This is a genomic window from Phenylobacterium haematophilum, from assembly GCF_014196295.1.
GTDB classification, from domain to species: Bacteria; Pseudomonadota; Alphaproteobacteria; order Caulobacterales; family Caulobacteraceae; genus Phenylobacterium; species Phenylobacterium haematophilum.
On record NZ_JACIDK010000001.1, the window covers coordinates 744,425 to 767,244 of the forward strand.

At 68.2% G+C, this 22,820-nt stretch carries 19 protein-coding genes; 7 read left to right on the top strand and 12 right to left on the bottom strand.

Translation table 11 applies throughout. The features are described 5' to 3' along the window. Window positions 1-6 precede the first annotated feature (6 nt). Window positions 7-237: a sulfurtransferase TusA family protein gene (locus GGQ61_RS03730; RefSeq protein WP_183769921.1), complete on the top strand. Its 231-nt coding sequence runs from the start codon at window positions 7-9 to the stop codon at window positions 235-237. Here the strand turns inward: GGQ61_RS03730 and GGQ61_RS03735 are convergent. Further along, entirely contained in the window at window positions 212-1,183 is a 972-nt protein-coding gene (locus GGQ61_RS03735) for a YihY/virulence factor BrkB family protein (protein ID WP_343056011.1), read from the bottom strand. The two genes, GGQ61_RS03730 and GGQ61_RS03735, sit on opposite strands and share 26 nt — an antisense overlap. A 269-nt stretch (window positions 1,184-1,452) precedes the next feature. Between GGQ61_RS03735 and GGQ61_RS03740 the strand changes: the two genes are divergently transcribed. Further along, window positions 1,453-2,532: a substrate-binding domain-containing protein gene (locus GGQ61_RS03740; protein WP_183769922.1), complete on the top strand. Its 1,080-nt coding sequence runs from the start codon at window positions 1,453-1,455 to the stop codon at window positions 2,530-2,532. A gap of 70 nt (window positions 2,533-2,602) precedes the next feature. Here GGQ61_RS03740 and GGQ61_RS03745 read toward each other — a convergent pair whose 3' ends face one another. Together GGQ61_RS03745 and GGQ61_RS03750 are read right to left on the bottom strand one after the other, a co-directional pair. Next, window positions 2,603-3,736: a CaiB/BaiF CoA transferase family protein gene (locus tag GGQ61_RS03745; RefSeq protein ID WP_183769923.1), complete on the bottom strand. Its 1,134-nt coding sequence runs from the start codon at window positions 3,734-3,736 to the stop codon at window positions 2,603-2,605. Window positions 3,737-3,813: 77 nt separating this feature from the next. Then, the gene (locus tag GGQ61_RS03750; protein ID WP_183769924.1) at window positions 3,814-4,590 is read right to left on the bottom strand and encodes an SDR family NAD(P)-dependent oxidoreductase; all 777 of its coding nucleotides are present in this window, start codon (window positions 4,588-4,590) and stop codon (window positions 3,814-3,816) included. A gap of 131 nt (window positions 4,591-4,721) precedes the next feature. Here GGQ61_RS03750 and GGQ61_RS03755 point away from each other — a divergent pair, with 131 nt between their 5' ends. Next, entirely contained in the window at window positions 4,722-6,050 is a 1,329-nt protein-coding gene (locus GGQ61_RS03755; protein ID WP_183769925.1) for a diguanylate cyclase domain-containing protein, read from the top strand. Window positions 6,051-6,277: 227 nt separating this feature from the next. On the opposite strand, the gene mfd is transcribed toward GGQ61_RS03755, so the two are convergent. The 3 genes from mfd to GGQ61_RS03770 form a co-directional block, all read right to left on the bottom strand. Then, entirely contained in the window at window positions 6,278-9,718 is a 3,441-nt protein-coding gene (gene mfd, locus GGQ61_RS03760; RefSeq protein WP_425500972.1) for a transcription-repair coupling factor, read from the bottom strand. A 37-nt stretch (window positions 9,719-9,755) separates the two neighbouring features. Further along, window positions 9,756-10,046, bottom strand: coding sequence for an FAD assembly factor SdhE (locus GGQ61_RS03765; RefSeq protein ID WP_183769927.1), 291 nt, complete (start codon window positions 10,044-10,046; stop codon window positions 9,756-9,758). A 63-nt stretch (window positions 10,047-10,109) separates the two neighbouring features. Further along, complete coding sequence (locus GGQ61_RS03770) at window positions 10,110-10,709, bottom strand: hypothetical protein (RefSeq protein ID WP_183769928.1); 600 nt, start codon at window positions 10,707-10,709, stop codon at window positions 10,110-10,112. 74 nt (window positions 10,710-10,783) lie between these two features. Between GGQ61_RS03770 and recG the strand changes: the two genes are divergently transcribed. Further along, entirely contained in the window at window positions 10,784-12,859 is a 2,076-nt protein-coding gene (recG, locus tag GGQ61_RS03775) for an ATP-dependent DNA helicase RecG (protein WP_183770594.1), read from the top strand. A 9-nt stretch (window positions 12,860-12,868) separates the two neighbouring features. Here the strand turns inward: recG and GGQ61_RS03780 are convergent, their stop codons facing one another. From GGQ61_RS03780 to kdsA, 5 genes are read right to left on the bottom strand one after another with little or no spacing between them, the layout of a single operon-like run. Next, window positions 12,869-13,861, bottom strand: a complete 993-nt coding sequence (locus GGQ61_RS03780) for an NADP-dependent oxidoreductase (protein ID WP_183769929.1) — start codon at window positions 13,859-13,861, stop codon at window positions 12,869-12,871. Window positions 13,862-13,916: 55 nt separating this feature from the next. Further along, window positions 13,917-15,041 (bottom strand): DUF3089 domain-containing protein, encoded by a 1,125-nt coding sequence (locus GGQ61_RS03785; RefSeq protein WP_183769930.1) that lies wholly within the window; start codon window positions 15,039-15,041, stop codon window positions 13,917-13,919. 12 nt (window positions 15,042-15,053) lie between these two features. Then, window positions 15,054-16,052: an ADP-glyceromanno-heptose 6-epimerase gene (gene rfaD, locus GGQ61_RS03790; RefSeq protein ID WP_183769931.1), complete on the bottom strand. Its 999-nt coding sequence runs from the start codon at window positions 16,050-16,052 to the stop codon at window positions 15,054-15,056. Then, window positions 16,049-17,503, bottom strand: a complete 1,455-nt coding sequence (gene rfaE2, locus GGQ61_RS03795; RefSeq protein ID WP_183770596.1) for a D-glycero-beta-D-manno-heptose 1-phosphate adenylyltransferase — start codon at window positions 17,501-17,503, stop codon at window positions 16,049-16,051. Before rfaE2 ends, rfaD begins: the two co-directional genes overlap by 4 nt. A gap of 12 nt (window positions 17,504-17,515) precedes the next feature. Beyond that, a complete protein-coding gene (kdsA, locus tag GGQ61_RS03800) occupies window positions 17,516-18,370 on the bottom strand; it encodes a 3-deoxy-8-phosphooctulonate synthase (RefSeq protein ID WP_183769932.1) in 855 nt (284 codons plus the stop codon). Window positions 18,371-18,669: 299 nt separating this feature from the next. Here kdsA and GGQ61_RS03805 point away from each other — a divergent pair, with 299 nt between their 5' ends. The 3 genes from GGQ61_RS03805 (at window position 18,670) to sseA (ending at window position 21,732) form a co-directional block, all read left to right on the top strand. Continuing rightward, window positions 18,670-19,812 carry a class I SAM-dependent methyltransferase gene (locus GGQ61_RS03805; RefSeq protein WP_425500953.1) on the top strand — a complete coding sequence of 381 codons (1,143 nt, stop codon included), beginning with the start codon at window positions 18,670-18,672 and terminating at the stop codon, window positions 19,810-19,812. Window positions 19,813-19,897: 85 nt separating this feature from the next. Further along, window positions 19,898-20,896, top strand: coding sequence for a cysteine synthase A (locus GGQ61_RS03810; protein WP_183769934.1), 999 nt, complete (start codon window positions 19,898-19,900; stop codon window positions 20,894-20,896). 2 nt (window positions 20,897-20,898) lie between these two features. Next, window positions 20,899-21,732, top strand: coding sequence for a 3-mercaptopyruvate sulfurtransferase (gene sseA / locus GGQ61_RS03815; RefSeq protein ID WP_183769935.1), 834 nt, complete (start codon window positions 20,899-20,901; stop codon window positions 21,730-21,732). On the opposite strand, the gene GGQ61_RS03820 is transcribed toward sseA, so the two are convergent. Beyond that, window positions 21,729-22,790, bottom strand: a complete 1,062-nt coding sequence (locus tag GGQ61_RS03820; RefSeq protein ID WP_183769936.1) for an amino acid ABC transporter substrate-binding protein — start codon at window positions 22,788-22,790, stop codon at window positions 21,729-21,731. The two genes, sseA and GGQ61_RS03820, sit on opposite strands and share 4 nt — an antisense overlap. Between the last annotated feature and the right edge of the window lie 30 nt (window positions 22,791-22,820).

Here is a 22,820-nt window from a genome sequence, read left to right on the forward strand (position 1 = left end):
CACAAGATGTTTACCGACGAGATCACCGTTGACGCCCGCGGCCACCGCTGCCCGGTGCCGACCCTGCGGCTGCGGCGCGCGCTGGAGGACGCCTCGCCGGGCGTGAAAGTGCGGCTGCTGGCCGACGATCCGCTGGCCCGGATCGACGTCCCGCACTTTGCGAACGGCGCCGGCTTCGTCGTCGTCGAGACTGGCGAGCGCGACGGCGTCCTTAGTTTTCTGGTCGCGCGGCCATAGTCCCGTTGGCGGGCAGACGCCGCTCGCGCTCGCGCAGGACGATCTCGATCTCGGTCGCGAAGGCGCCGCCGAAGAATACCGCGTTCACGCTCCACGACAGCCAGATCAGGAACACCACGACCGCGGCGACCGAGCCGTAGGTCGCGCCCAGGTGCGCCACCTGCTCGACATAGAAGGCGCTGGCCCAGGATACGAGCAGGCAGAGGATTGCGGCCGACACCCCGCCGAGGATCGACGGCAGCCACGCCACCGGCCGGCTGGACATGGCGAACCGGTAGATCAGCGTCATCGCGAAGGTCAGGCCGAAGCTCGCCCAGGTCCACTCGCTGTAGAGCCACGAGACCCCCGCCAGGGGCTTGAGGCCGAACGCCGCGGCGATGAATCGGAAGTAGAAGAAGATCGCCGAGAAGAACGCCAGCATCGCGAAGGCGGCGATCAGCACGGCCAGGGCCAGCAGGTTGAACTGAAGAAAGCTGCGCGGCGCCGCCTCGTCGTGAATGAACGACAATCCAGCCAGCAGCGCCTTGAAGCCGCGGTGCGCGGCATAGCCGCCGACGACCAGCGCCACCCCGCTTTGCGCAGACACTGAATGGAACGGCGTCTGCGCCAGCCGCTCCAGCTCGGCCTGGAAGATCGCCTGCGCCCCCGAGGGCATCAGCCGCGCCAGCGCCTCCGCCTGGTGCGCCACCTCGTTCGGATCGGCCAGAAGGCTGTAAAGCCCAATCCCGATCGCCAGCGCCGGGAACACCGCGAGCATGATGAAGAACGAGACGCCGCCCGTGTAGAGCATGACGTCCCGCCCCCAGAGGCGGCGCATGGCGCGGCCGGTGATCAGGACCGCCAGGCGCAGCCAGTGCGAGGGGTCCCAGTCCGCCTCGCGAACGCGCTGGATTCGTTGCCGTAGCGACATGGCGCGGAAGGTGCTGAAGCTCGCCCCGCGGCGCAAGCAATGATCTCTCCACACGAACGGCGCGCCGGTCCTTGCTGGGAACCGACGCGCCGCCGATGGGCGTGTCATGCCATCCGGTCGGTCGCCGTATCGAGGGACGGGAGTGACGACGATCGACCGTGCCTTACGATGCGCCATGCGGCCTGAACCCCCGCTGAACGCCGTTCGTAGAACCTGTTCAGCCCGCACGCGTTCGTCATTCGACCTTCACAGAACCGTCAAACAACAATGTTAGCGCCTCTGCCGAACCGGAGCGGAGCCAGACCATGAAGACTTTCGCCTATCTCGCCGTCGCCGCCGTCGCGCTCAGCGCCTGCGGTCAGCAAGCCCCCAAGGGCGGTGCCGAAAAGGCCGCGGGACCCAGCGCCAGCGGCCGCGATCAAGTGTGGGCCGCGGGCTCCTCTACCGTGTTCCCTTTCGCCACCCGCGTCGCCGAGAACGTCGCCAAGACCACGGGCGGGCGCCCGGCCAAGGTGGAGAGCCTCGGCACCGGCGGCGGCTTCAAGCTGTTCTGCAGCGGCACGGGCGCGGGCTTCCCCGACATCGCCAACGCCTCCCGCCCGATCAAGAAGTCGGAGTTCGAGCAGTGCGCCGCCAACGGCGTGACCGACATCGTCGAGATCAAGATCGGCTATGACGGCATCGTGATCGCCAACGCCAAGAGCGGCCCGACCTACAACTTCAAGATCGACCAGGTCTATCGCGGCCTTGCCGCCGAACTGCCGCAGGGCGAAGGCTTCGCCAAGAACGCCGCCAAGTCCTGGAAGGACGTTGACGCGGGCCTGCCGGCCCAGGCGATCCTGGTCTACGGCCCGCCGCCGACCTCGGGCACCCGCGACGCCTTCGTCGAGCTTGGCCTCGAAAAGGGGGCCCGCAAGCTTCCGGCCCTCGAGGCCCTGCGCGAGAAGGACGAGGACGCGTTCAAGGCCAAGGCTCACACGATCCGCAGCGACGGCGCCTGGGTCGACGCCGGCGAGAACGACAACGCCATCGTCCAGACCCTGACCAAGACCCCGAACGCCATCGGCGTGTTCGGTTACTCGTTCCTTGAGAACAACCTCGACACCGTGAAGGCCGCCACGGTCGATGGCGTCGCCCCGACCTTCGAGACCATCTCGAACGGGACCTATCCGGTGTCGCGCTCGCTCTACGTCTACGTGAAGAAGGCCAATATCGGCGTCATTCCGGGACTGCGCGAATACGTCAACGCGTTCGTCTCGGACGCGGCGACCGGCAAGGGCGGCTATCTGCAGCAGCGCGGCCTGATCCCGCTCGGCGCCGAGGAGCACGCTGCTCAGAAGGTCTCGGTGACGGAGCTGAAGACGATCGGCGCGCCGGAAAAGTAAGCTTCGCTCGAAGCCCAGTGAAGAAGGCCCCGATGCTCGCGCTTCGGGGCCTTTCTGTTATCCGGCCGTCTTATCCAGCCAGGGCGCCGGCCGCCTTGAGCTCGTCGATGGCGGCGGTCGAGAAGCCCCAGTCGCTGAGCGCCTCGCGGTCATGAGCGCCGATCGCCGGCGGCGGACCCTGGATCTCCCCAGGCGTGGCCGAGAACCGCGGCGCCGGCGCAGGCTGCACGACCCCGCCCAACTCCACAAAGGTCTGCCGCGCCACGTTGTGCGGATGCTTGGGCGCCGCATCGAGGTCGAGAACCGGCGCGAAGCAGACGTCGGTGGCGTCCATGATCTCGCACCACTCGGCCTGGGTCTTCTGGGCGATCACGTGGGCCAGCTTGTCGCGCAGGTCGTTCCAGGCGCCCCGGTCCATCTGGGCGGCGAAGGCCGGGTCGTTGATCCCGGTCTTCTCCAGCAGCAGCGCGTAGAACTGCGGCTCGATCGAGCCGATCGAGATCCACTTGCCGTCGGCGCACTGGTAGGTGTCGTAGAAGTGCGCGCCGCCGTCGAGCAGGTTGGCCCGGCGCTCGTCCTTCCACATGCCGCTGGCCTTGAAGCCGTAGAACATCGCCATCAGCGAGGCCGCGCCGTCGCTCATCGCACAGTCGATCACCTGGCCCTCGCCGGTCGCGCGCGCATTCAGCACCCCGGCCAGCAGGCCGAACGCCAGGTACAGCGCCCCGCCCCCGAAGTCGCCGACCAGGTTCAGCGGCGGGATCGGCTTGTCGCCCGTGCCGATCGCATGCAGCGCACCGGTGATCGCGATGTAGTTCATGTCGTGGCCGGCGGCGTTGGCGTACGGTCCAGTTTGGCCCCAGCCGGTCATCCGGCCATAGACCAGCTTCGGATTGCGCTTCAGGGCGACCTCGGGGCCCAGGCCCAGGCGCTCCATGACGCCCGGCCGGAAGCCCTCGAACACCGCGTCCGCGCCTTCCATCAGCTTCAGGCACGTCTCGATGGCGGCGGGATTCTTAAGGTCGAGGCCGATCGAGCGGCGCCCGCGGCTGGTGATGTCGGCGGGCGACGACCGCCCCTGCCCCTTGCGGTCGATCCGCACGACGTCGGCGCCGAGGTCGGACAGCAGCATGCCGCAGAACGGACCCGGGCCGATTCCGGCGAATTCGATGACCTTCAGCCCTGAAAGCGGCCCCTTACCCATACGACGTCTCCCTGTTTCCTTGCCCGAAGCTAGCGGCCCCAAACCTAGCGATCATGACGCGCCGTCAGCCAACGGCTTCAGCCGCCGCCCGGCAACGACTGGCCGTCGTCGATGGTGATCACCGTCCCGGTGATCGCCCGCGCTGCCGGCCCGCTCAGCATCAGCAGCGAGGCGTCCAGGTCCGCGGCGTCCATCAGCCGCCGCCGCGGGAAGCCCTTCATCTGCTTCAGGCCGCCCTCGGTCTTGAACCAGTCGGAATTGATGTCGGTCTCGATATAGCCGGGGCAGATGGCGTTGACCGCGATCCCCTTCCGCGCCCATTCGCGGGCCAGGCTGCGGGTCAGCATCGCGACCGAGGCCTTAGAGGCGCAGTACGCCGACAGCCCCGGCAGCACCGTATGCGAGGCGATCGAGGCGATGTTGACGATGCGCGCCTCGCCGCGCTCGGCGACGCCGGAGGCGATCATCCGCTTGGCCGCCTGCTGGGCTGCGAAGAACACTCCACGGACATTGACGTCGAAAGTGCGGTCCCACTCCTCGATCGACAGGTCCAGGGCCAGCCCCTCGCCGCCGACCCCGGCGTTGTTGATCAGGATCGAGATCGGCCCCAGCGCCGTCTCCACCTCGTCGAAAGCCGGCCCGATCGCCGCGGCGTCGGCGACATCCAGCTTCAGCGCCATCGCCTGGCCACCGTCTCCGGCGATTGCCCCGGCATGACTTTCGACCAGATCCAGCCGCCGCGCGGTCAGCGCCACCGAAGCCCCTGCCTGGGCCAACACGCGCGCGAAATGCGCGCCCAACCCGCCCGATGCGCCGGTGATCACCGCCACCTGCCCCTTCAGAATCTGCTCCATCCCGTCTCTCCTCCACAGGCTTGCGACTCGGCGTCGCTGTGCCATTCGCCTTGCGCCTGTATAGTTGTGGCGCACGTCGATTCCCGCCCAGCCTGGGCGGGCGCGCGACCGAGAGGCCAGGGTTTAAGCGAATGACGGCGGGCGTCCAGGCGCGAGTCTTGATCGTTGCACGGGACGACGCGGTGGCCGGACCGCTGGCCGAGGGCCTGGACCGGCTCGGCTGGCGCACTGTCACGGCACGTGGCCCCTACGCCGCCGTCGCTGCGCTGGCCGACCTCAACGTCGAAGCCGCCATCGTCGACCTGGCCAGCGGCGGTCACGAGGCCCTGACCATGGCGCGGCGCCTGAAGGCCGCCTGCGCCCCGCGCCGCCTACCGGTCATCGCCATCGGCGATCCCGGTCCCGAGCTTGACACCTACGACTTCGACCTGACCCTCGCAGCGCCGGTGCATCCGGCCCAGATGGTCATGCGGCTGGAGACTCTGGTGCGCACCGCCGTAGCCGAGGAAGAGTTCGAGCTCAGGCTGGAGACCTTCGCCGACCGCGGCCGCCGGCTGGACATGCCCGAGCCGGACTCCGCACCCTACCACGTCCTGGCGATCGGCGAGCCGGCGCCGCAGTTCCTCGCCCTGGCCAACGCCCTGACGCGTTCCGGGGCCGAGGTCGTGGGCGCGTTCACCGCCTATACCGCCTTCGACTACCTTCATGAGCGCCCGTTCGACGCTGTGGTGCTGTGGGCCGGCGACACCAGCCAGGAGGCGCTGTCCATCGCCGCCGGCATGCGCCGCAACACCCGGCTCTACCACACGCCTGCGCTGCTCTACATGCGCCAGGAGAGCTACGTGACGATGTCGGAGGCCTACCATCGCGGCGTCTCCGACGTGGCCTCTCCCGAGACACCGGAAACCGAGACGGCACGCCGCGTGCTCGAACTGGCGCGCAGCTATCGCCGCCAGACCGCGATCCGCCGGGCGCTGGAGATGGCGCGCACCTCCGGCCTGATGGACGCCGCCACCGGCCTCTTCACCCGCGATCTCTTCGCTCGCCACGTCGCCCGCCTGGCCCAGGCGTCCCGCGTCCGCGGCCGCCCGCTGTCGGTCTGCGTGCTCAAGGTCGCTGAGCGGACCGACGTCTCGGCCGCGCGCGCCGGCGGCTGGCTGGACCGCGCCATTCCACAAATCGGCTCGATGATCGGCCGTCTCGTCCGCGTCGAGGACACCGCCGCGCGCCTGGGGCAGGAAGTCTTCGCCCTGGCCCTGCCCGCCACCGGCAAGGCTGCGGCCCGCGCCGCCGGCGAGCGCATCGCCGCGGTCATCGGCTGCACCGCCTTCGAGGCTGGCGACGGCCAACCGCCGTTCGTGGTCGACTTCGACATCGGCGTCGCCGAAGTCACCTCGCCCGAGAGCGTCGGCAAGGCGCTTGAAGAGGCCGCCGCCAGGGCGCACCAGAAGGCGAGTTAAGCGCGCTGTAAACGGCGCCAACCGCAAAGCTCAAGCCATTGTATACAAATCTCTTTCGGCTGTCCGGCCTCGTGTCGGCCACCCAAAGGCGCCGCGTTGCACGGCGCGCCGTGGCGCGCCGGCGTTCACCCTGCTCTGACTGCGTTTATGGGTCTCCGGGACACGCCCGGCGATGACGATCCATAAGAGCTCCCGTCATGCAGAAGCCTCCGGTCAGCTGGGCAGCCCTAAGCCGCCAGCTTGGCCAGCTCGCTGAGGATGCCCTCGGCCGCCGCCAGGCGCTGCTCCGGCGTCTCCCACTCGCCCTTCACCACCACCTTGTGATCGGGGCGGATCTTCCAGGCGACTTGGTTCTTCTGGACGAAGCCGACCAGTCCCATCGGATTCTTGAACTCGTCGCCACGGAAGGTGACGACCGCGCCCTTCGGTCCGACGTCGATCTTTGCGACATTGGCCTCGCGGCACATGCCCTTGATCGCCACGACCTTGAGCAATTGGCCGGCTTCCGGCGGAAGCGGGCCGAAGCGGTCGATCATCTCGGCGGCCAGCGCCTCGCGGTCGCCCGCCTTCTCGGCGTCGGACAGACGACGGTAAAGCGACAGGCGCACGTTGAGGTCCGGCACGTATTCATCGGGAATCAGCACCGCCGCGCCGGTGTTGATCTGCGGCGACCAACCGCGGTCGGCGGCTTCGCCCGTGCCGGCCAGTTCCTTCAGCTCGTTGACCGCGTCTTCCAGCATCTGCTGGTACAGCTCGACGCCGATCTCGCGGATATGCCCTGATTGCTCCTCGCCCAGCAGATTGCCGCCCCCGCGCTGGTCCAGGTCATGGCTCGCCAGCTGGAAGCCGGCGCCGAGGCTGTCGAGCGACTGCAGAACCTTCAGGCGGCGTTCGGCCGAAAGCGTCACCTGCTTCTCGGCAGGCGTGGTGAGGTACGCATAAGCGCGGGCCTTGGCCCGGCCGACGCGGCCACGCAGTTGGTACATCTGGGCCAGACCGAACATGTCGGCGCGGTGCAGGATCATGGTGTTGGCGGTCGGGATGTCGAGTCCGCTCTCGACGATCGTCGTCGACAGCAGCACGTCGTATTGCCCCTCGTAGAAGGCGCTCATCACCTCCTCGAGCTGGGTCGGCGCCATCTGGCCGTGGCCGACGACGAACTTCACCTCTGGCACCTGTTCGCGCAGGAACTTCTGCAACTCGGGCAGGTCGCTGATGCGGGGGGCGACGTAGTACGCCTGGCCGCCGCGATACTTCTCGCGCAGCAGCGCCTCGCGGATGACGACCGGATCGAAGGGCGTGATGTAGGTTCGCACCGCCAGGCGATCGACCGGCGGGGTGGCGATGATCGACATTTCGCGAATGCCCGAAAGCGACATCTGCAACGTGCGTGGGATCGGCGTCGCGGTCAGGGTCAGCATATGCACGTCGGCCCGAAGCTCCTTGAGCTTCTCCTTGTGCTTGACCCCGAAATGCTGCTCCTCGTCCACGATCACCAGGCCGAGGTTATTGAAGCTGACCTGCTTGCTCAGCACGGCATGGGTGCCGACGATGATCTCGACCTCGCCGTTGGCCAGGGCCGCGCGAGTTTCGCTGGCTTCCTTGGCCGGCACCAGCCGCGACAGCCGACGCACCTTAACCGGCCAGCCCTGGAAACGCTCGGAGAAGGTCTTGTAGTGCTGTCGCGCCAGCAGCGTGGTTGGCGCGACCACGGCGACCTGCTGGCCGCTCATCGCCACCACGAACGCCGCCCGCAGCGCGACCTCGGTCTTGCCGAATCCGACGTCGCCGCAGATCAGCCGGTCCATCGGCTTTCCGGCGCCCAGGTCCTCCAGCACATCGCCGATGGCGTTGAGCTGGTCCTCGGTCTCTTCGTACGGGAAGCGAGCGCAGAACTCGTCGAACACTCCGTGCGGCGGCGTGATCGCGTCGGTGTCCTTTGTCGCCCGCTCGGCCGCGATGCGGATAAGGCCTATGGCCATCTCCCGCAGACGTTCCTTGGCCTTGGCCTTGCGGGCCTGCCAGGCCGCGCCGCCCAGACGGTCGAGCTGGACGTTCTCGCCGTCCGAACCATATCGAGTCAGTAGGTCGATGTTCTCGACCGGCAGGTAGAGCTTGGCCTCGCCGCCGTACTGTAACTCCAGGCAGTCGTGCGGGGCGCCCGCGACGTCGAGGGTCTTCAGCCCCTCGTAGCGGCCGATGCCGTGATCGATATGGACGACGAGGTCGCCTGGCGTCAGCGACGAGGCCTCGGCCAGGAAGTTCGACGCCCGCCGCCGACGGCGCGGACGCGCCAGTCGGTCGCCGAGAATGTCGGTTTCGGAGATAACCGCGAGTTTTTCGGTCTCGAAGCCCGACTCCAGCGGCAGCACTACGCGCTGGAATATCTTGGGGTCGGCCGACCTTGCGGCGTCCCAGTAGGGCGCCAGCGAGATGTTCTTCAGGCCGTGATCGGCGAGCATCGCGCCCAGACGGTCTGACGAGCCGTCCGACCACGAGGCGAACAGCACCCGCTTGCCCTCCCCGACCAGTCGCTTCGCGTGGTCGGCGGTGGCCTCGAACAGGTTCACTGAATCCTGCTGACGCTCGGCCGTGAAGGCCCGCCCCTGGCGCGCACCCATGTCGATGACGGTTTCGCCCTCGACCTCCTGGAAAGCGGAAAACCGCCGGGTCGGGCGAACCGCAAGCCGCTCGCGGTATTCTTCGGCGTCCATGTAGAGCCGCGTCGGCTCCAGCGGCCGATAATGAACCTTTCGGTCGGCCTGGGCGCGGGCGTCGTAGGCGTCCTCGATCATCGAGAGACGCTCGTCGCGGGCCCCGTCGGACAGGTGGTCCAGGGCGATCAGCGTGTCGGCCGGCAGATAGTCGAGCAGCGTCGCCATCTCCGGGTAGAAGAGCGGCAGCCAATGCTCCATGCCCGCCCGGCGGCCGCCTTCGCTGACCGTGTCGTAAAGCGGGTCGCCGCCCGGCGCCCCGAAGGCCTCGACGTAACCGCGACGGAATCGCGAGACCCCCTCCTTGTCGAGCAGCACCTCGCTGACTGGCAGCAGCGTGACGTCCTTGAGTTGACGAGTCGAGCGCTGGGTTTCCGGGTCAAAGGCCCGGATCGATTCCAGGGTGTCGCCGAACAGGTCCAAGCGCACCGGCTCGTCGGCGCTCGGTGGATAGACGTCGATCACCCCGCCTCGGATGGCGAACTCGCCGCGTTCCGACACGGTCGAGGCGCGCTGGTAGCCGTTGATCGCGAAGTATCGCTCGAGGTCGGCGATTTCGACGACGTTGCCGACCGTCGCTGAATAGGCGCCGCCCTCGACGGCCGACTTCGGCGGAGTCCGCTGGATCAGCGCCGGCACGGTCGTGACCAGCAGCGCCGGCTTCTTGGCGTCGAAGCCCTTGGCCAGCCGGGCCAGGGCGGTCATCCGCTCGGCGGCGACGCCGGCCGAGGGACCGATACGGTCGTAAGGCAGACAGTCCCACGAGGGGAATCTGACGACCTCGACGTTGGAGGCGAAGAACGAAAAGGCGTCGACGAACGCCGAAAGCCGCGAGGCGTCGCGGGCCACGAACATCGACAGGCCGCCGCGAGCCTTGACGATGTCCGCCATGACTAGGGCGTCGAAGCCCTCGGGCGCGCCGACCAGATCGAGCCGACCTGGGTCCTGAGCAATACGCCGGGTCTCCGCCGCCGTCGGCGCCCGGAAGCCGTCAGCCGCCACGGGGCCCTCCCCTGGCCTCGAAGGCTTCGAAGCGGAACGTCTTGATCATGCCCATGATTTCGCCGTCGAACTCAGCCGGGGTCGGGGTGCGCTCGACGATCCACTCGTAGAGATCCTGGTCCGGCTGCTCCATCAGCGCCTCGAAGGCGTCGAGCTGCTCCGGAGTGAGGGTGTGGGCGTAGGTGTCCGCGAACGGCCCCAGGATGAGGTCCGCTTCCCGGAAGCCCCGGTGCCAGGCCCGGAACTTCAAACGCTTCAGTCGTGTGTCATCGATGCTCATGGGAGAGCGGCCGATATAGGCCGCTACGCCCACCCGCGCCAGAGCGCGTTCGCCGAAAAGGCGTCAGCCCCAGTCGCCGCCCCGCCAGGTGAACGCCACGTCCTTGAACGGCGTGTCGCCGACCTGCAGCGCTCCGGTGGCGACGGTCAGGCCGTCCTTGCCCTTTACGCCCTTGGTCTTCTTCAGCGCCACGGGGTCCAGCTTCACGTCCAGCCGCACATCGCCGAGCTTCGGATGCTTGCCGACCAGCCGGATGCGCTCGTCCGTGACGGCGTAGGCGTCCGGCAGCACCTTGAGCTTCACCGAATAGACCACGTTGCCGAGCGCGTTCTTGCGGGCCGGGCTCGTGATGTCGACGAACTCCAGCATCACCGGGGCGTAGGTCTTGGTCCTCTGGCCGGTCTCCCAGTCGTTGAAGCCCATCTGGCCGGCGACGTGCAGGTTGTCGAGCCGGTAGTCGCCGACCTTCACCTCGTTGACGGGCAGGTAGTAGCCGAACTGCTCGTCGCCCCTGGGCCGCCGCATGCCGGTGAAGCTCGGATCGACCGGCACCGCCGGCTCGGCCACAGGGGCCTTGGCCTGATCGACTGCCGCATCTTCCGCCGCCGGACTGCAAGCGGCGAGCAACGCGACGCCGATGGTCGCCAGAAGCGCATTGCGCATATGAATCCCCCCTGGGTTTTGGAAAGTTCATCATGGGCGCCGCAGGCTGTCCATGGTCGCGCTATGTTCCGCCTATGCGGCCCGAGATTCTTTTTCCGCTCTATGCGCCGATCACGACCCTGAAGGGCGTCGGCGCGCGCGTGGCGCCCCTGTTGGAGAAGCTGGCGGGGCCTATCGTGCGCGACGTGGCGTTCCTGCGCCCGCACTCGGTGATCCGCCGCGAGCGGGCCACCGTGGCCAGCGCCGTCGAAGGCGCGGTGCAGATCTTCGAGGTCCAGATCGACGCCTACAAGCGCCCGCGCAGCCCCCAGCAGCCCTGGCGGGTCGAGACCTACGACGGCACGGGCGTGCTCAGCCTGGTGTTCTTCGGCAGCTTCGGCGGCCAGCTCGAGGCCAAGCACCCGCTCGGCTCCAAGCGCCTGGTCAGCGGCAAGGTCGAGCGCTTCGGGCTTGGCCTGCAGATCGCCCACCCCGACTACATCGTCGCCCCCGACCGCGCCGAGGACATCCCGGCCTTCGAGGCGGTCTATCCGGCCACCGCCGGGCTGCCGGCCCGCACCGTCCGCAAGTTCGCGCTCGAAGCCCTCGGCCGCGCGCCTGAGCTGCCGGAATGGCAGGACCCCGCCTGGCTGGCCCGCGAGCGGTTCCCCAGCTGGCGCGAGGCGCTGGCGCTCATGCACGCGCCCCAATCCGAGCTCGACCTCGCGCCGCAGACGGCCCACGCGCGGCGCCTGGCCTATGACGAGCTGCTGGCCCATCAGCTGGCCATGGCCCAGCGCAAGACCGAGCGCCGCGCCGAACCGGCCGCCCGCATCGCCGCCTCGGAGCTGGCCGCCAAGGTCCGCGATGACCTGCCCTACCAGTTAACAGGCGCCCAGAACCGGGCGCTGGCCGACATCCGCCGCGACCTTGAGGCCGGCGAGCGCATGAGCCGCCTGGTCCAGGGCGACGTCGGCTCCGGCAAGACCGTCGTCGCCATGCTGGCCATGGCCGACGTCGCCGCCGGCGGCGGCCAGAGCGCGCTGATGGCCCCGACCGAAATCCTCGCCCGCCAGCATTTCGAGACCCTCTCGGGCCCGCTCGCCGAGCACGGGATCACCGCGATCCTGCTGACCGGCCGCGACAAGGGCGCGGCGCGGGCCGAAAAGCTGCGGGCCCTGGCCTCGGGGGCGGCCCAGGTCGCGGTCGGCACCCACGCCCTCTTCCAGGACGACGTCGGCTTCCAGCGCCTCCAGCTGGCCGTCATCGACGAACAGCACCGCTTCGGCGTCGCCGAACGCCAGCGGCTGCAGTCCAAGGGCCAGGCCGTCCACCTGATCGCCATGTCGGCGACACCGATTCCGCGCACCCTCGAGCTGACCGTCTACGGCGACCTCGACGTCTCGCGGATCGACGAGAAGCCGCCGGGCCGCACGCCGGTCGCCACCCGCGCGGTGCCGACCAGCCGCCTGGACGAGATCGAGGCCCGCCTGCGCGACGCCATCGCCAACGGCGCCCAGGCGTTCTGGATCTGCCCGCTGGTCTCGGAATCCGAGCTGATCGACCTCAAGGCCGCCGAAAAGCGCGCCGCCGAGCTTCGGGCGAAGATCGGCCCCGGCGTCGGTCTGGTCCACGGCAAGATGACCGGCCCGGAGAAGGACGCGGTCATGGCCGACTTCGCCGACGGCAGGATCAGCCTGCTGGTCGCCACGACCGTCGTCGAGGTCGGGGTCAATGTCCCCAACGCCACCATCATGGTCATCGAGCAGGCGGAGCGCTTCGGCCTGGCCCAGCTGCACCAGCTGCGCGGCCGCGTCGGCCGCGGCTCGCGCGAGAGCGCTTGCGTGCTGCTCTACGATCCGCCGCTGTCGGAGACGGCGCAAAAGCGCCTCGACATCCTGCGCCGAACCGACGACGGCTTCCTGATCGCCGAGCGCGACCTGGAGCTGCGTGGGGGCGGCGACGCGCTCGGCCTGCGCCAGTCAGGCTTTCCCGCCTACGTCTTCGTCGATCCCGTCGCGCACAAGGACCTCATCGCGACCGCGGGCGACGACGCGCGGCTGATCATCGAGCGCGACCCGGAGCTGACTTCGCCACGCGGCCAGGCGCTGCGCGTCCTGCAGGAACTGTTCGACTGGCGGCCAGGCTCGCCGCTGAAGGACGCGGGCTAGGGACGCCAGCTAGACCTTGACCATCCGCTTGCCGCGGTTCTCCCCGGCCAACAGCCCGACCAGGGCCGCGGGCGTGTTCTCCAACCCCTCGATCACGTCCTCCTGGACCTTCAGCGCGCCGCTGGCGACCCAGGCCTGCAGCTCGGCCAGCGCGATGTCGCGGCGGTCATAGAAATCCGAGACGATGAAGCCGCGGACGTTCAGCCGCTTGGTGACGATCAGCCCCGGCACCCCGCGCGGTCCATTCGACGGCGCTGCGCCGTCGTACTGCGAGACCGCCCCGCAGCAGGCGATGCGGCCGAAGTTGTTCATGTTGAACAGCGCCGCCTCGAAGATGTCCCCGCCGACATTGTCGAAATAGATGTCGATCCCGTCGGGGCACGCGGCCCGCAGCGCCCGGCGCACGTCGCCGGCCTTGTAGTCGACCGCCTCGTCGAACCCGAGCTCGTCGGTCAGCCAGGCGCACTTCTCGGCCCCGCCAGCGATCCCAACGACCCGGCAGCCCTTGATCTTGGCGATCTGTCCGACGATCGAGCCGACCGACCCGGCCGCCGCCGAGACCACGACCGTTTCGCCCGCCTGCGGCCGGCCGCACTCCATCAGCCCGAAATAGGCGGTCAGCCCCGCCACCCCGTAGACGCTGATAAGATGGGTGAGCGGCTTCAGGTCGGGCAGCGGCGACAGCCCCTCGGCCGAGACCGCCGCGTACTCCTGCCAGCCGGTGTCGGCGAACACCAGGTCGCCGGCCTTGAGGCCCGCCGCCTTGCTCTCCACGACCTCGGCGACAGATCCGCCCGCCATCACGTCGCCGGCCTGCAGGGCCGATCGGTAGGTCGCGCCCTGCATCCAGGCGCGGTTCGCTGCATCCAGCGAGATGTAGCGGGTGCGCACCAGCACCCCGCCGTCGCCCGGCGTCGGCGCGGGCGTCGTCTGCAGTCGGAAGTGCTGCGGCGTCAGCTTGCCCTGCGGGATCTGCTCAAGAACGATCTGACGGTTGTCCATCGCGCGTCTCCTGTCCTGCGGTGACGCCGACGATGACCCCCGAAGCCCGCCAGGGTCAATCGACCGGCGTGCCCCTGCGTTCTGTCAGCGTCGCCACCCGAGCGCCGGCGTCGGCCTCAAGGTCGGCGAAGAACACGTTGTAGCCCGGAGCCCGCCGTCGGTCGGTCCAGGACCCCGATGGCTTCAGCGACGGCGACTTCGGCCGCGTCACCCGCAGGATGCCCTTGTCGCACCTGGCCCCGACTTGCCGGGTCAGGAAGGCCGGCCGGGCGCCCCACTCCAGGCCGGTGGCGTTGGTGGCTCCGAGGTTCAGCCGCGCCGGAGCCTCGGCGTCGACCACGGCCCCGAACAGCGGATTGAAGCAGATCGGCGTGCGGCCGCCGAGATTGACCAGTTGCCCGGCGTCGTTCCACACCAACGAGCGGTCCAGCAGCGCCTGGGCCCGCTCCGGCTCGCCCTCATAGACCGAGGCCCAGGCCGCCAGGCATCCGGTCTGCTTGGGCGCGATGCACGGCGGCAGCGGCGGCTTGTCGGACGGCACGATGGTCTGCATCAGGTAGGCGGCCGCGATCCGCGAACGCAGCGCCGGATGGGGCGCGACCTCCTCGGCGATCAGCCGCGCGGCCAGGGTGCCGCCCTGCTCCACCCCGACGACAACGAAGGGCCGATCGCGGTTGTAGTGAGCGATGTAGTAGCGGAACGCCTCCGCCACGTCGCCATAGGCGAAGCGGCGCGCCTCCTTGGCGTCGTCGCGCAGCGTCATCAGCGTGTAGAGACTGGCCTGGCGATAGCGCGGGGCGAAGATCCGGCCGACCCGAACGAACGGCCCAGCGTAGTTCGGGGCCATGACCTCGCGGAACAGGCGGTCGGCCCGTGCGTCGTCGATCGGCGCGTTCCAGTGGCGACCGCCGTCGAAAGTCGTCGGCGAGATGAAGAAGACGTCGGCCGGCGGTTCCTCGTCCGTCGGGGCATCCGGCGCGTTCGGCATCAGCGCCCAGGCCGAACGCTGCGCATAGTCCGGCGCCGGCGGCGGATCGTAGATCTGGAACGGCTCCTTGGGATCGAGCTGGGTTCGCAGGATGTCGTCGCGCCAGACATAGACGGCCGCCGACAGCACCAGCGCCACCACCACGATCGCGGCGGTCGCGAGACGCCGAAAACCCTTGGGACGATCGGCCATCCGCCCCTGCGCCTAGCGGTATGGGTCGGGCTGGGACAGGTAGCGCTTTACGTAGTCGCTCACCCCGTCCTCCAGCGTGGTCATGGGCTGGTTGTACCCCGCCTCCTGCAGGCGTTCCATGTTGGCCTGGGTGAAGTACTGGTACTTGTCGCGGATCGCCGGCGGCATCGGCGTGTACTCGATCTCCGGCTCGCGGCCCGCGGCAGTGAACACCGCACGCGCCAGGTCCTCGAAGGTCCGGGCGGTCCCTGAGCCCAGATTGTAGATCCCGTTGACCTGCTCGTTCTTGGCCAGCCAGCCGATCACGTCGGCGACGTCGCGGACATAGACGAAGTCGCGGGTCTGGCCGCCGTCCGGAATGCCTTCGCGATAGGACTTGAACAGCTGCACCGAATGGCCGTCCCGGACCTTCGGCCAGATCTGCGAGGCCACCGACTTCATCGAGTGCTTGTGCTCTTCGTTCGGCCCGTAGACGTTAAAGAACTTGAGGCCTACCCATTGCGGAGGCGCGTAGTCGCGCGCGGCCTGCCGCGCGGCGAACAGGTCGAACAGCGCCTTGGACCAGCCGTAGGTGTTGAGCGGACGCAAGCCCGCCAGCCACTCCAGATCGTCGCGATCCCGGAAATCGGTCGAGTCGCCGTAAGTCGCGGCCGACGAAGCGTAGATGAACCGGCGCTGGTGATCGGCGCACCAGCGGAACAGGTCGCGCGACAGCGTGAAATTCGAATGGATGATCTTGTCGGCGTCCGGCTCGGTCGTCGACGACACCGCGCCCATGTGGACGACCAGCTCGACGTCGCGCCAGCGTTTCTCCAGCCAATCGAACATCGCTTCCGGCGCGACGAAATCGCCGATTGGATGCTTGGCGATGTTGCGCCATTTGCCCAGTTCGGCTTCGCGCAGCCGATCACAGACTACGACGTCGAGCGACGGGTCCTCAGCCAGCTTGGCGACGATGTTCGAGCCGATGAAGCCGGCGCCGCCGGTGACGAAGATGATGCGACGGGTCATGCCTTCTCCTGCATCCGGGCGATGGCCGCGGTCGTGGAGTATCCGTCCACGAGCTGGGCCAGCCTGACCTCGCCCCCATAAGACTTCACAAAGTCGCCGCCGACCACCTCGCTCTCGGCGTAGTCGGCGCCCTTGATCAGCACGTCGGGCCGCGCGGCCTCGATCAGGGCGATGGGCGTATCCTCGTCGAACGGCGCCACCAGGTCGACCGAGCCGAGCCCGGCCAGCACCATGGCCCGGCTCTCCAGATCGTTGACCGGCCGTCCCTCGCCCTTCAGCGCACGGACCGAGCGATCAGAATTGACGCCGACGATCAGCCGGTCGCACCAGGCCCGCGCCTGCGTCAGATAGGCGACATGCCCGCGGTGAAGGATGTCGAAGCAGCCGTTGGTGAAGCCGACCTTCAGCCCCTTGGCGCGCCAGCGGGCGATCTCGTCGGCCATGCGCTGCGGCGTGGCGATCTTGGCTTCGGCGGGCGCCATGTGCGCGGTGATCGAGGCCTCGATCATCTCCTCGGGCGTCACGACCGCAGTCCCCGCCTTGCCGACCGCGACACCGGAGGCCAGCATCGCAAACTCGATGGCGTCGGAGACGTCGACCTTGGCCGCCAGGGCCACGCCCAGCGCCGCCAGCGTGGTGTCGCCGGCCCCCGAAGCGTCGAAAACCTCACGCGGCACGCCTGGGAAATGGCGAACCGGCTCGCCGCGGACCGCCAGCGAGATACCCTTCGCAGCGCGGGTCACCAGGATCGCCTTGGCCTCGCAAACCGTCAGGGCGTGGGCGAGCGCAGCCTCGACCTCGGCGTCGGTTTGGGTCGGCATGTCAGTGGCGTGGGCCAGTTCGGCGGCGTTCGGCTTGACGATGTCGACTGCGCCGTAGCGGGCGAACGAACGGGCTTTCGAGTCCACGATCATCAGCGCGCCGGACGCGCGGCAGGCTTCGATGACGGCCGCAGTCACCACGCCCTTGCCGTAGTCCGACAGCAGGATGACGCCGGCGTCCTTGGCCACGTCGCGCACCGTTCGGACCAGGCGTTGTTCGACGTCGCCGCTGGCCGGACCGCTGGTCTCCATGTCGACGCGCAGCAACTGCTGGCCGCCGGACACGAAACGGGTTTTCAGGGTGGTCGGTCGCGCGGCGTCGGTCACCACAAAGCCTTCGACGCCCTCCTCGGCCTTGACCAGACGCAGCGCTTCCACGCCCTCCGGATCGCCGCCGATCATCCCGACCAGGCAGACCTCGCCCCCCAGCGCCGCGGCGTTTCGCGCCACATTGCCCGCCGCGCCGAGCATCACCAGTTCACGCTTGCGCGCCAGCACCGGGATCGGCGCCTCAGGCGAGACGCGCGTCACGTCGCCGTAGACGAACCGGTCCACCATGAGGTCGCCGACGCAGGCGATGCGGGCGCCCGACAGGGCCGAAAGGATCTTTTGAAGGGCCGCCAGGTCCATGATGCTCAAAGCCTACGCCGATTGCTGGACCGCCGCATGAACGGCTTTGACGCTGGCCAGCAGGTCGCGCGCGCCGTCGAGCGGCAGACAGCTCGGACCGTCGCACAGCGCCTTGTCCGGGTCGGGATGGAACTCAAGGAAAACGCCGTCGGCGCCGGAGGCGACCGCGGCCTTGGCGATGATCGCGACGCCGTCGCGACGCCCGCCCGTCGAGGCGCCGGCCGTGCGCGGATCGGCGCCCGGCAGCTGCACCGCGTGGGTGGCGTCGATCGTTACCGGCGCGCCGAGCTTCTTCATTTCCGGGATCGCCAGCATGTCGACCACCAGATTGTTGTAGCCGAAGGAGGAGCCTCGCTCGCACAGGACCACACCGACGTCCGAGACTTCCCTGATCTTGCTGAGGATGTTCTTGGTGTCCCACGGGGCCAGGAACTGCGCCTTCTTGACGTGCACCAGGCCGCCGGCCGCGCCTGTCGCCTTCGCGGTCGCCACCACAAGGTCGGTCTGACGGCAAAGGAACGCTGGTATCTGCACGAGATCGGCGACAGCAGCCACCGGCTCGGCCTGTTCGACCTCGTGCAGGTCGGTGCAGATCGGTACGTCCAGCTGCGCCTTCACCTCGGCCAGGATCTTCAGGCCGTCTTTCAGGCCAGGACCGCGGAAGCTCTTCACGGACGATCGGTTTGCCTTGTCGAAGCTCGCCTTGAACACAAAGGGCAGGCCCAGTTCGCCGGTGACAGCCTTCAGATGGCGGCCGGTCGCGAGCGCCAGGTCCAGGTCCTCGATGACATTCAGTCCGGCGATCACGACCAGCGGCTGGCCGTCGCCGATCGAGAGATTCCAGCGATTAAGCGTCAGTGCGGTCATGATAATCTCGGATTTGGGTGATCTGCGGCGCGCTCGCGCAACGGCCTAAGTGGCGCGCGTACGCTCGGTTCACAAGCGCGAAAACGTGAACCCCTCGAACCAGCTCTACCGGTCTCGCGTACTGGAGTTGATTCCATTCAATCCCAAATGCAGTGTTGCAGGTGTGAAAATCGAGGGTTGCGACCATGAGCTTGGCGCATGAACCATCGCTGGCGGCCCTGGCCGCCTCACCCAGGGCCTTCGGCAAGTTGCCGGCCCTCGCCGGCGCGCCCGCCGCATTCCGTTTTATGGCGCGCCTCATGGCGCTGAATTGGAGGGCGGGTTCCCTGACCTTCGTCACGCCCTCCGGCCAGGAATTGCGGATCAAGGGCGCCGAACCCGGAGTCGACGGGCGGATCATCGTCCACGACTTCGGCTTCATGCGGCGGGTGCTCGCCGCCGGCGATATCGGCTTCGCAGAAGGCTACATGGCCGGCGAGTGGACCACCCCCGACCTCTCGGCGGTGCTCATCTCGGTCAGCATGAACTTCGATCGCTTGGCGCGCTTCTTCATCGGCAACCCGGTCGTACGCGCGGTGAACTTCATCGGCCACAGTCTCCACGCCAACACCCGCAAGGGTTCGCGCAAGAACATCCACGCCCACTACGACCTCGGCAACGCCTTCTATTCCCAGTGGCTAGACCGGACGATGACCTACTCGTCGGCGCGCTTTTCCCATGACGGCGAGGCGCTGGAGCTCGCCCAGACCAACAAGTACCGCTCTCTGGCCCAGGGCATGGGACTGGAACGCGATCAGAGCGTGCTCGAGATCGGCTGCGGCTGGGGCGGCTTCGCCGAGTATACGGCGAAGGAGGTCGGCGCCAAGGTCACCGGCATCACCATTTCGCAGGAACAGTTCGACTTCGCCCGCAGACGAATCTTCGAACAGGGCCTTAGCGAACGCGCCGAAATCCGGATCATCGATTACCGCGACGTCCAGGGGCAGTTCGACCGCGTCGCTTCGATCGAGATGTTCGAGGCGGTCGGCGAGCGCTACTGGCCCACCTACTTCGGCAAGATCCGCGAGGTGCTGCGGCCGGGCGGCCGGGCTGGCCTGCAGATCATCACCATTCGCGACGAGATCTTCGAAGCCTACCGGCGCCGCGCAGACTTTATCCAGAAATACATCTTCCCAGGCGGGATGCTGCCGTCCGAAGCCCGGCTCAAGGACGTAACAGGTCGGGCCGGTCTGGCTTGGACCGGCATCAGCCGGTTCGGACAGGACTACGCCGACACCCTGGCCGAATGGGGCCAGCGCTTCGAGAGCGCCTGGGAGGGCATCGCCGAGCTGGGCTTCGACGATCGGTTCCGCAAGCTCTGGCGCTTCTACCTGAGCTATTGCGAGGCGGGGTTCCGCACCGAAAGGACCAATGTCGTCCAACTCAGTCTTTCGCGGGCCTAAGCCTCAGAACAGCTTAGGTCGGTTCGACGAAAGCTGAGGCCTTTCCCACTGTTCTGCGCCTGCAGCCCGGCTTAAGTAGTCGGCTATGACTGTCGCCAGCAGCGTCCTAGACGCCATCGGAAACACGCCCCTGATCCGTCTTCGCCGAGCGAGCGAAGCGACAGGTTGCGAAATCCTCGGCAAGGCCGAGTTCATGAACCCCGGGGCGTCGGTGAAGGACCGCGCGGCCCTCTATATCGTACGCGACGCCGAACGCCGCGGGCTGCTGCGGCCCGGCGGGCGCATCGTCGAGGGCACGGCCGGCAACACCGGCATCGGCCTGGCCATGGTCGGGGCGGCCAGCGGCTACAAGACCACCATCGTCATCCCGCGCACCCAGAGCCAGGAGAAGAAGGACGCCATCCGCCTGCTCGGCGCCGAGTTGGTCGAGGTGGACGCGGTCCCCTACTCCAACCCCGACAACTATGTTCGCTACTCCGGCCGCTTGGCCGAGGAGCTGAACGCCAAGGAGCCGGCCGGCGCGATCTGGGCCAACCAGTTCGACAACGTCGCCAACCGACAGGCCCACGTCGAGACGACCGCCCCGGAGATCTGGGAGCAGACCGGCGGCAAGGTCGACGCCTTCATCTGCGCGGTCGGTTCGGGCGGCACCCTTGCCGGCGTCGCCGAGGGCCTGCGAGCCCGCAATCCGAACATCAAGATCGGCCTCGCCGACCCGCACGGCGCAGCCCTCTATTCCTGGTACGCTGACGGCGAGCTGAAGTCGGATGGGACCTCGATCAGCGAAGGCATCGGCCAGGGCCGGATCACCGCCAACCTCGAAGGACTGAGGGTCGATCACCCCTACCGCATCGACGATGTCGAGATGCTCAACGTGATCTTCGACATGGTCGAGCACGAGGGTCTGGTGATGGGCGGCTCGACCGGCGTCAACGTCGCCGGCGCCATCCGCATGGCGAGGGACCTCGGCCCCGGCCACACCATCGTGACGATCCTCTGCGACCAGGGCGCCCGATACCAGAGCAAGATCTTCAATCCGGCGTTCCTGGCGGAGCGCGGCTTCCCCATCCCCCGCTGGCTCTAGCCATGGACGATCCCGTCGTCTCCACCGCCTGGCTGGCCGAACGCCTCGGCTCCGTCCGCGTCGTCGACGGCAGCTGGCACATGCCCGCCGAAGCCCGCAACGGCGCTGCGGAGTATCTCCAGCGGCATATTCCTGGCGCCGTCTTCTTCGACATTGATCATGTCGCCGATCACGACACCGACCTCCCGCACATGCTGCCGAGACCCGAGGCCTTCGCGCAGGCCGCCGGCGCGCTCGGTCTGTCGCGCGAGACCGACATCGTCGTCTACGACGTCCACGGCATTCGCTCAGCGGCCCGCGTCTGGTGGACGCTCCGCGTCATGGGCTACGACAAAGTCCACGTTCTCGACGGCGGCCTGCGCAAGTGGCTCGCCGAAGGGCGGCCCGTCGAAGCCGGCGACGTAGTTCCGCAACCCGTCACCGTCGCCCCCAGGTTCGAGGCGGAACTCGTGCGCAACGCCCAAGACGTCCAGGCCATCCTGCAGTCCGGCGCGGCCAGGATGCTCGACGCTCGCTCCGCCGCCCGTTTCCGCGGTGAAGCTCCCGAGCCGCGCGCCGGCCTGCGGTCCGGGCACATGCCGGGCGCCGCGAACCTCCCGTGGGAGCAAGTCATCGCCGAGGACGGAACGCTGCGTCCGTCCGAAGAGCTCAAGTCCGTTTTTGATCGGGTCGGCGTCGATCTCGCCAAGCCGATCGTCACGACGTGCGGCTCGGGCGTGACCGCTTCAGTCCTGGCCTTGGCGCTCGCCCGCCTGGGCATTTGCGCCGCTGTCTATGATGGTTCCTGGTCCGAATGGGGCGGCTTGGCCGACGCGCCCATCGTCACCGGTCCCTAGCGCGCGGGCGGCGCATAGAGCAGTCCCGGTATCGGCGCGTTCCATAACGCGTTGTGTCCCCGCTCGAGGTTCAGCGCTGACTGCGCCCCGAGATTGCGTGCGAAGACCTCGTCATAGGCGCCGACCTGGATGATCGCCTGCAGCGCAAAATCGCGCCTCAGACCGAGGAGCGGCCCAAAGTCGCCCTCAGCTCCGAGCAGTCGTCGGACACGTGGATCGACCGAGCTCTTGGCGAGCTCCGCCGCCGTCTTGGAGTTCACCCCGACCTCCTCGGCCAGGATCAGTGCATTCACGGTCCAGCGCACGATGTCGGTCCAGGCCGGATCGTCCTGCCGAACCACGGGCGCCAACGGCTCCTTGGAGATCACGGTCGGCAGGATCACATGGGCGTTCGGGCTGTTCATCACCGAGCGGGCCGACGCAAGCGCCGAAACATCGGCCGTGAACGCATCGCAGCTTTCAGCCTGGTAGAGCGCGCGGGCCTCAGCCTCGGTATTGGTCACGACCGGCGTATACTTTAGGGCGCGCGCCTTGAAATAGTCCTCGACATTAGTCTCGCTGGCGGTGCCGCGCTGAACGCAGATCCGCGCGCCGTTGAGCTCGTCCGCGCTTGTCAGGTTCAGGGACTTGGGCGCGAGGAACCCCTGTCCGTCGAAATAGGTGATCGCGGCGAAATCGACGCCCTCGCCCGCGTCCCGCGCCAAGGTCCAGGAGGTGTTGCGCGAGAGCACGTCGATCTTCCCGCTACGCAGGGCTTCGAAGCGATCAGCGGCCTCCACCGGTGTGAACCGGACCGCCTTGGCGTCGCCGAGGGTCGCGGCGGCCACCGCCCGACAGATATCGACATCGAAGCCGCGCCAGGTTCCACGATCGTCGGCGAAAGCGAATCCGGGCAGGCCCGGATTGACCCCGCAAGAAACCCACCCGCGGGACTTCACGGCCGCCAAAGTCGCGCTGGGTTTCGGCTTGAACGCGCCGGCCGGCGCGGTCGTCTCGACCTTTGGCGCGGGCTGGGGCGGCGGCGCGGCTCGTTCCTTCCCGCAGGCGGCCAGCAACATCGCCGCGGCGATGCAGCTGGTGGTCTTCGT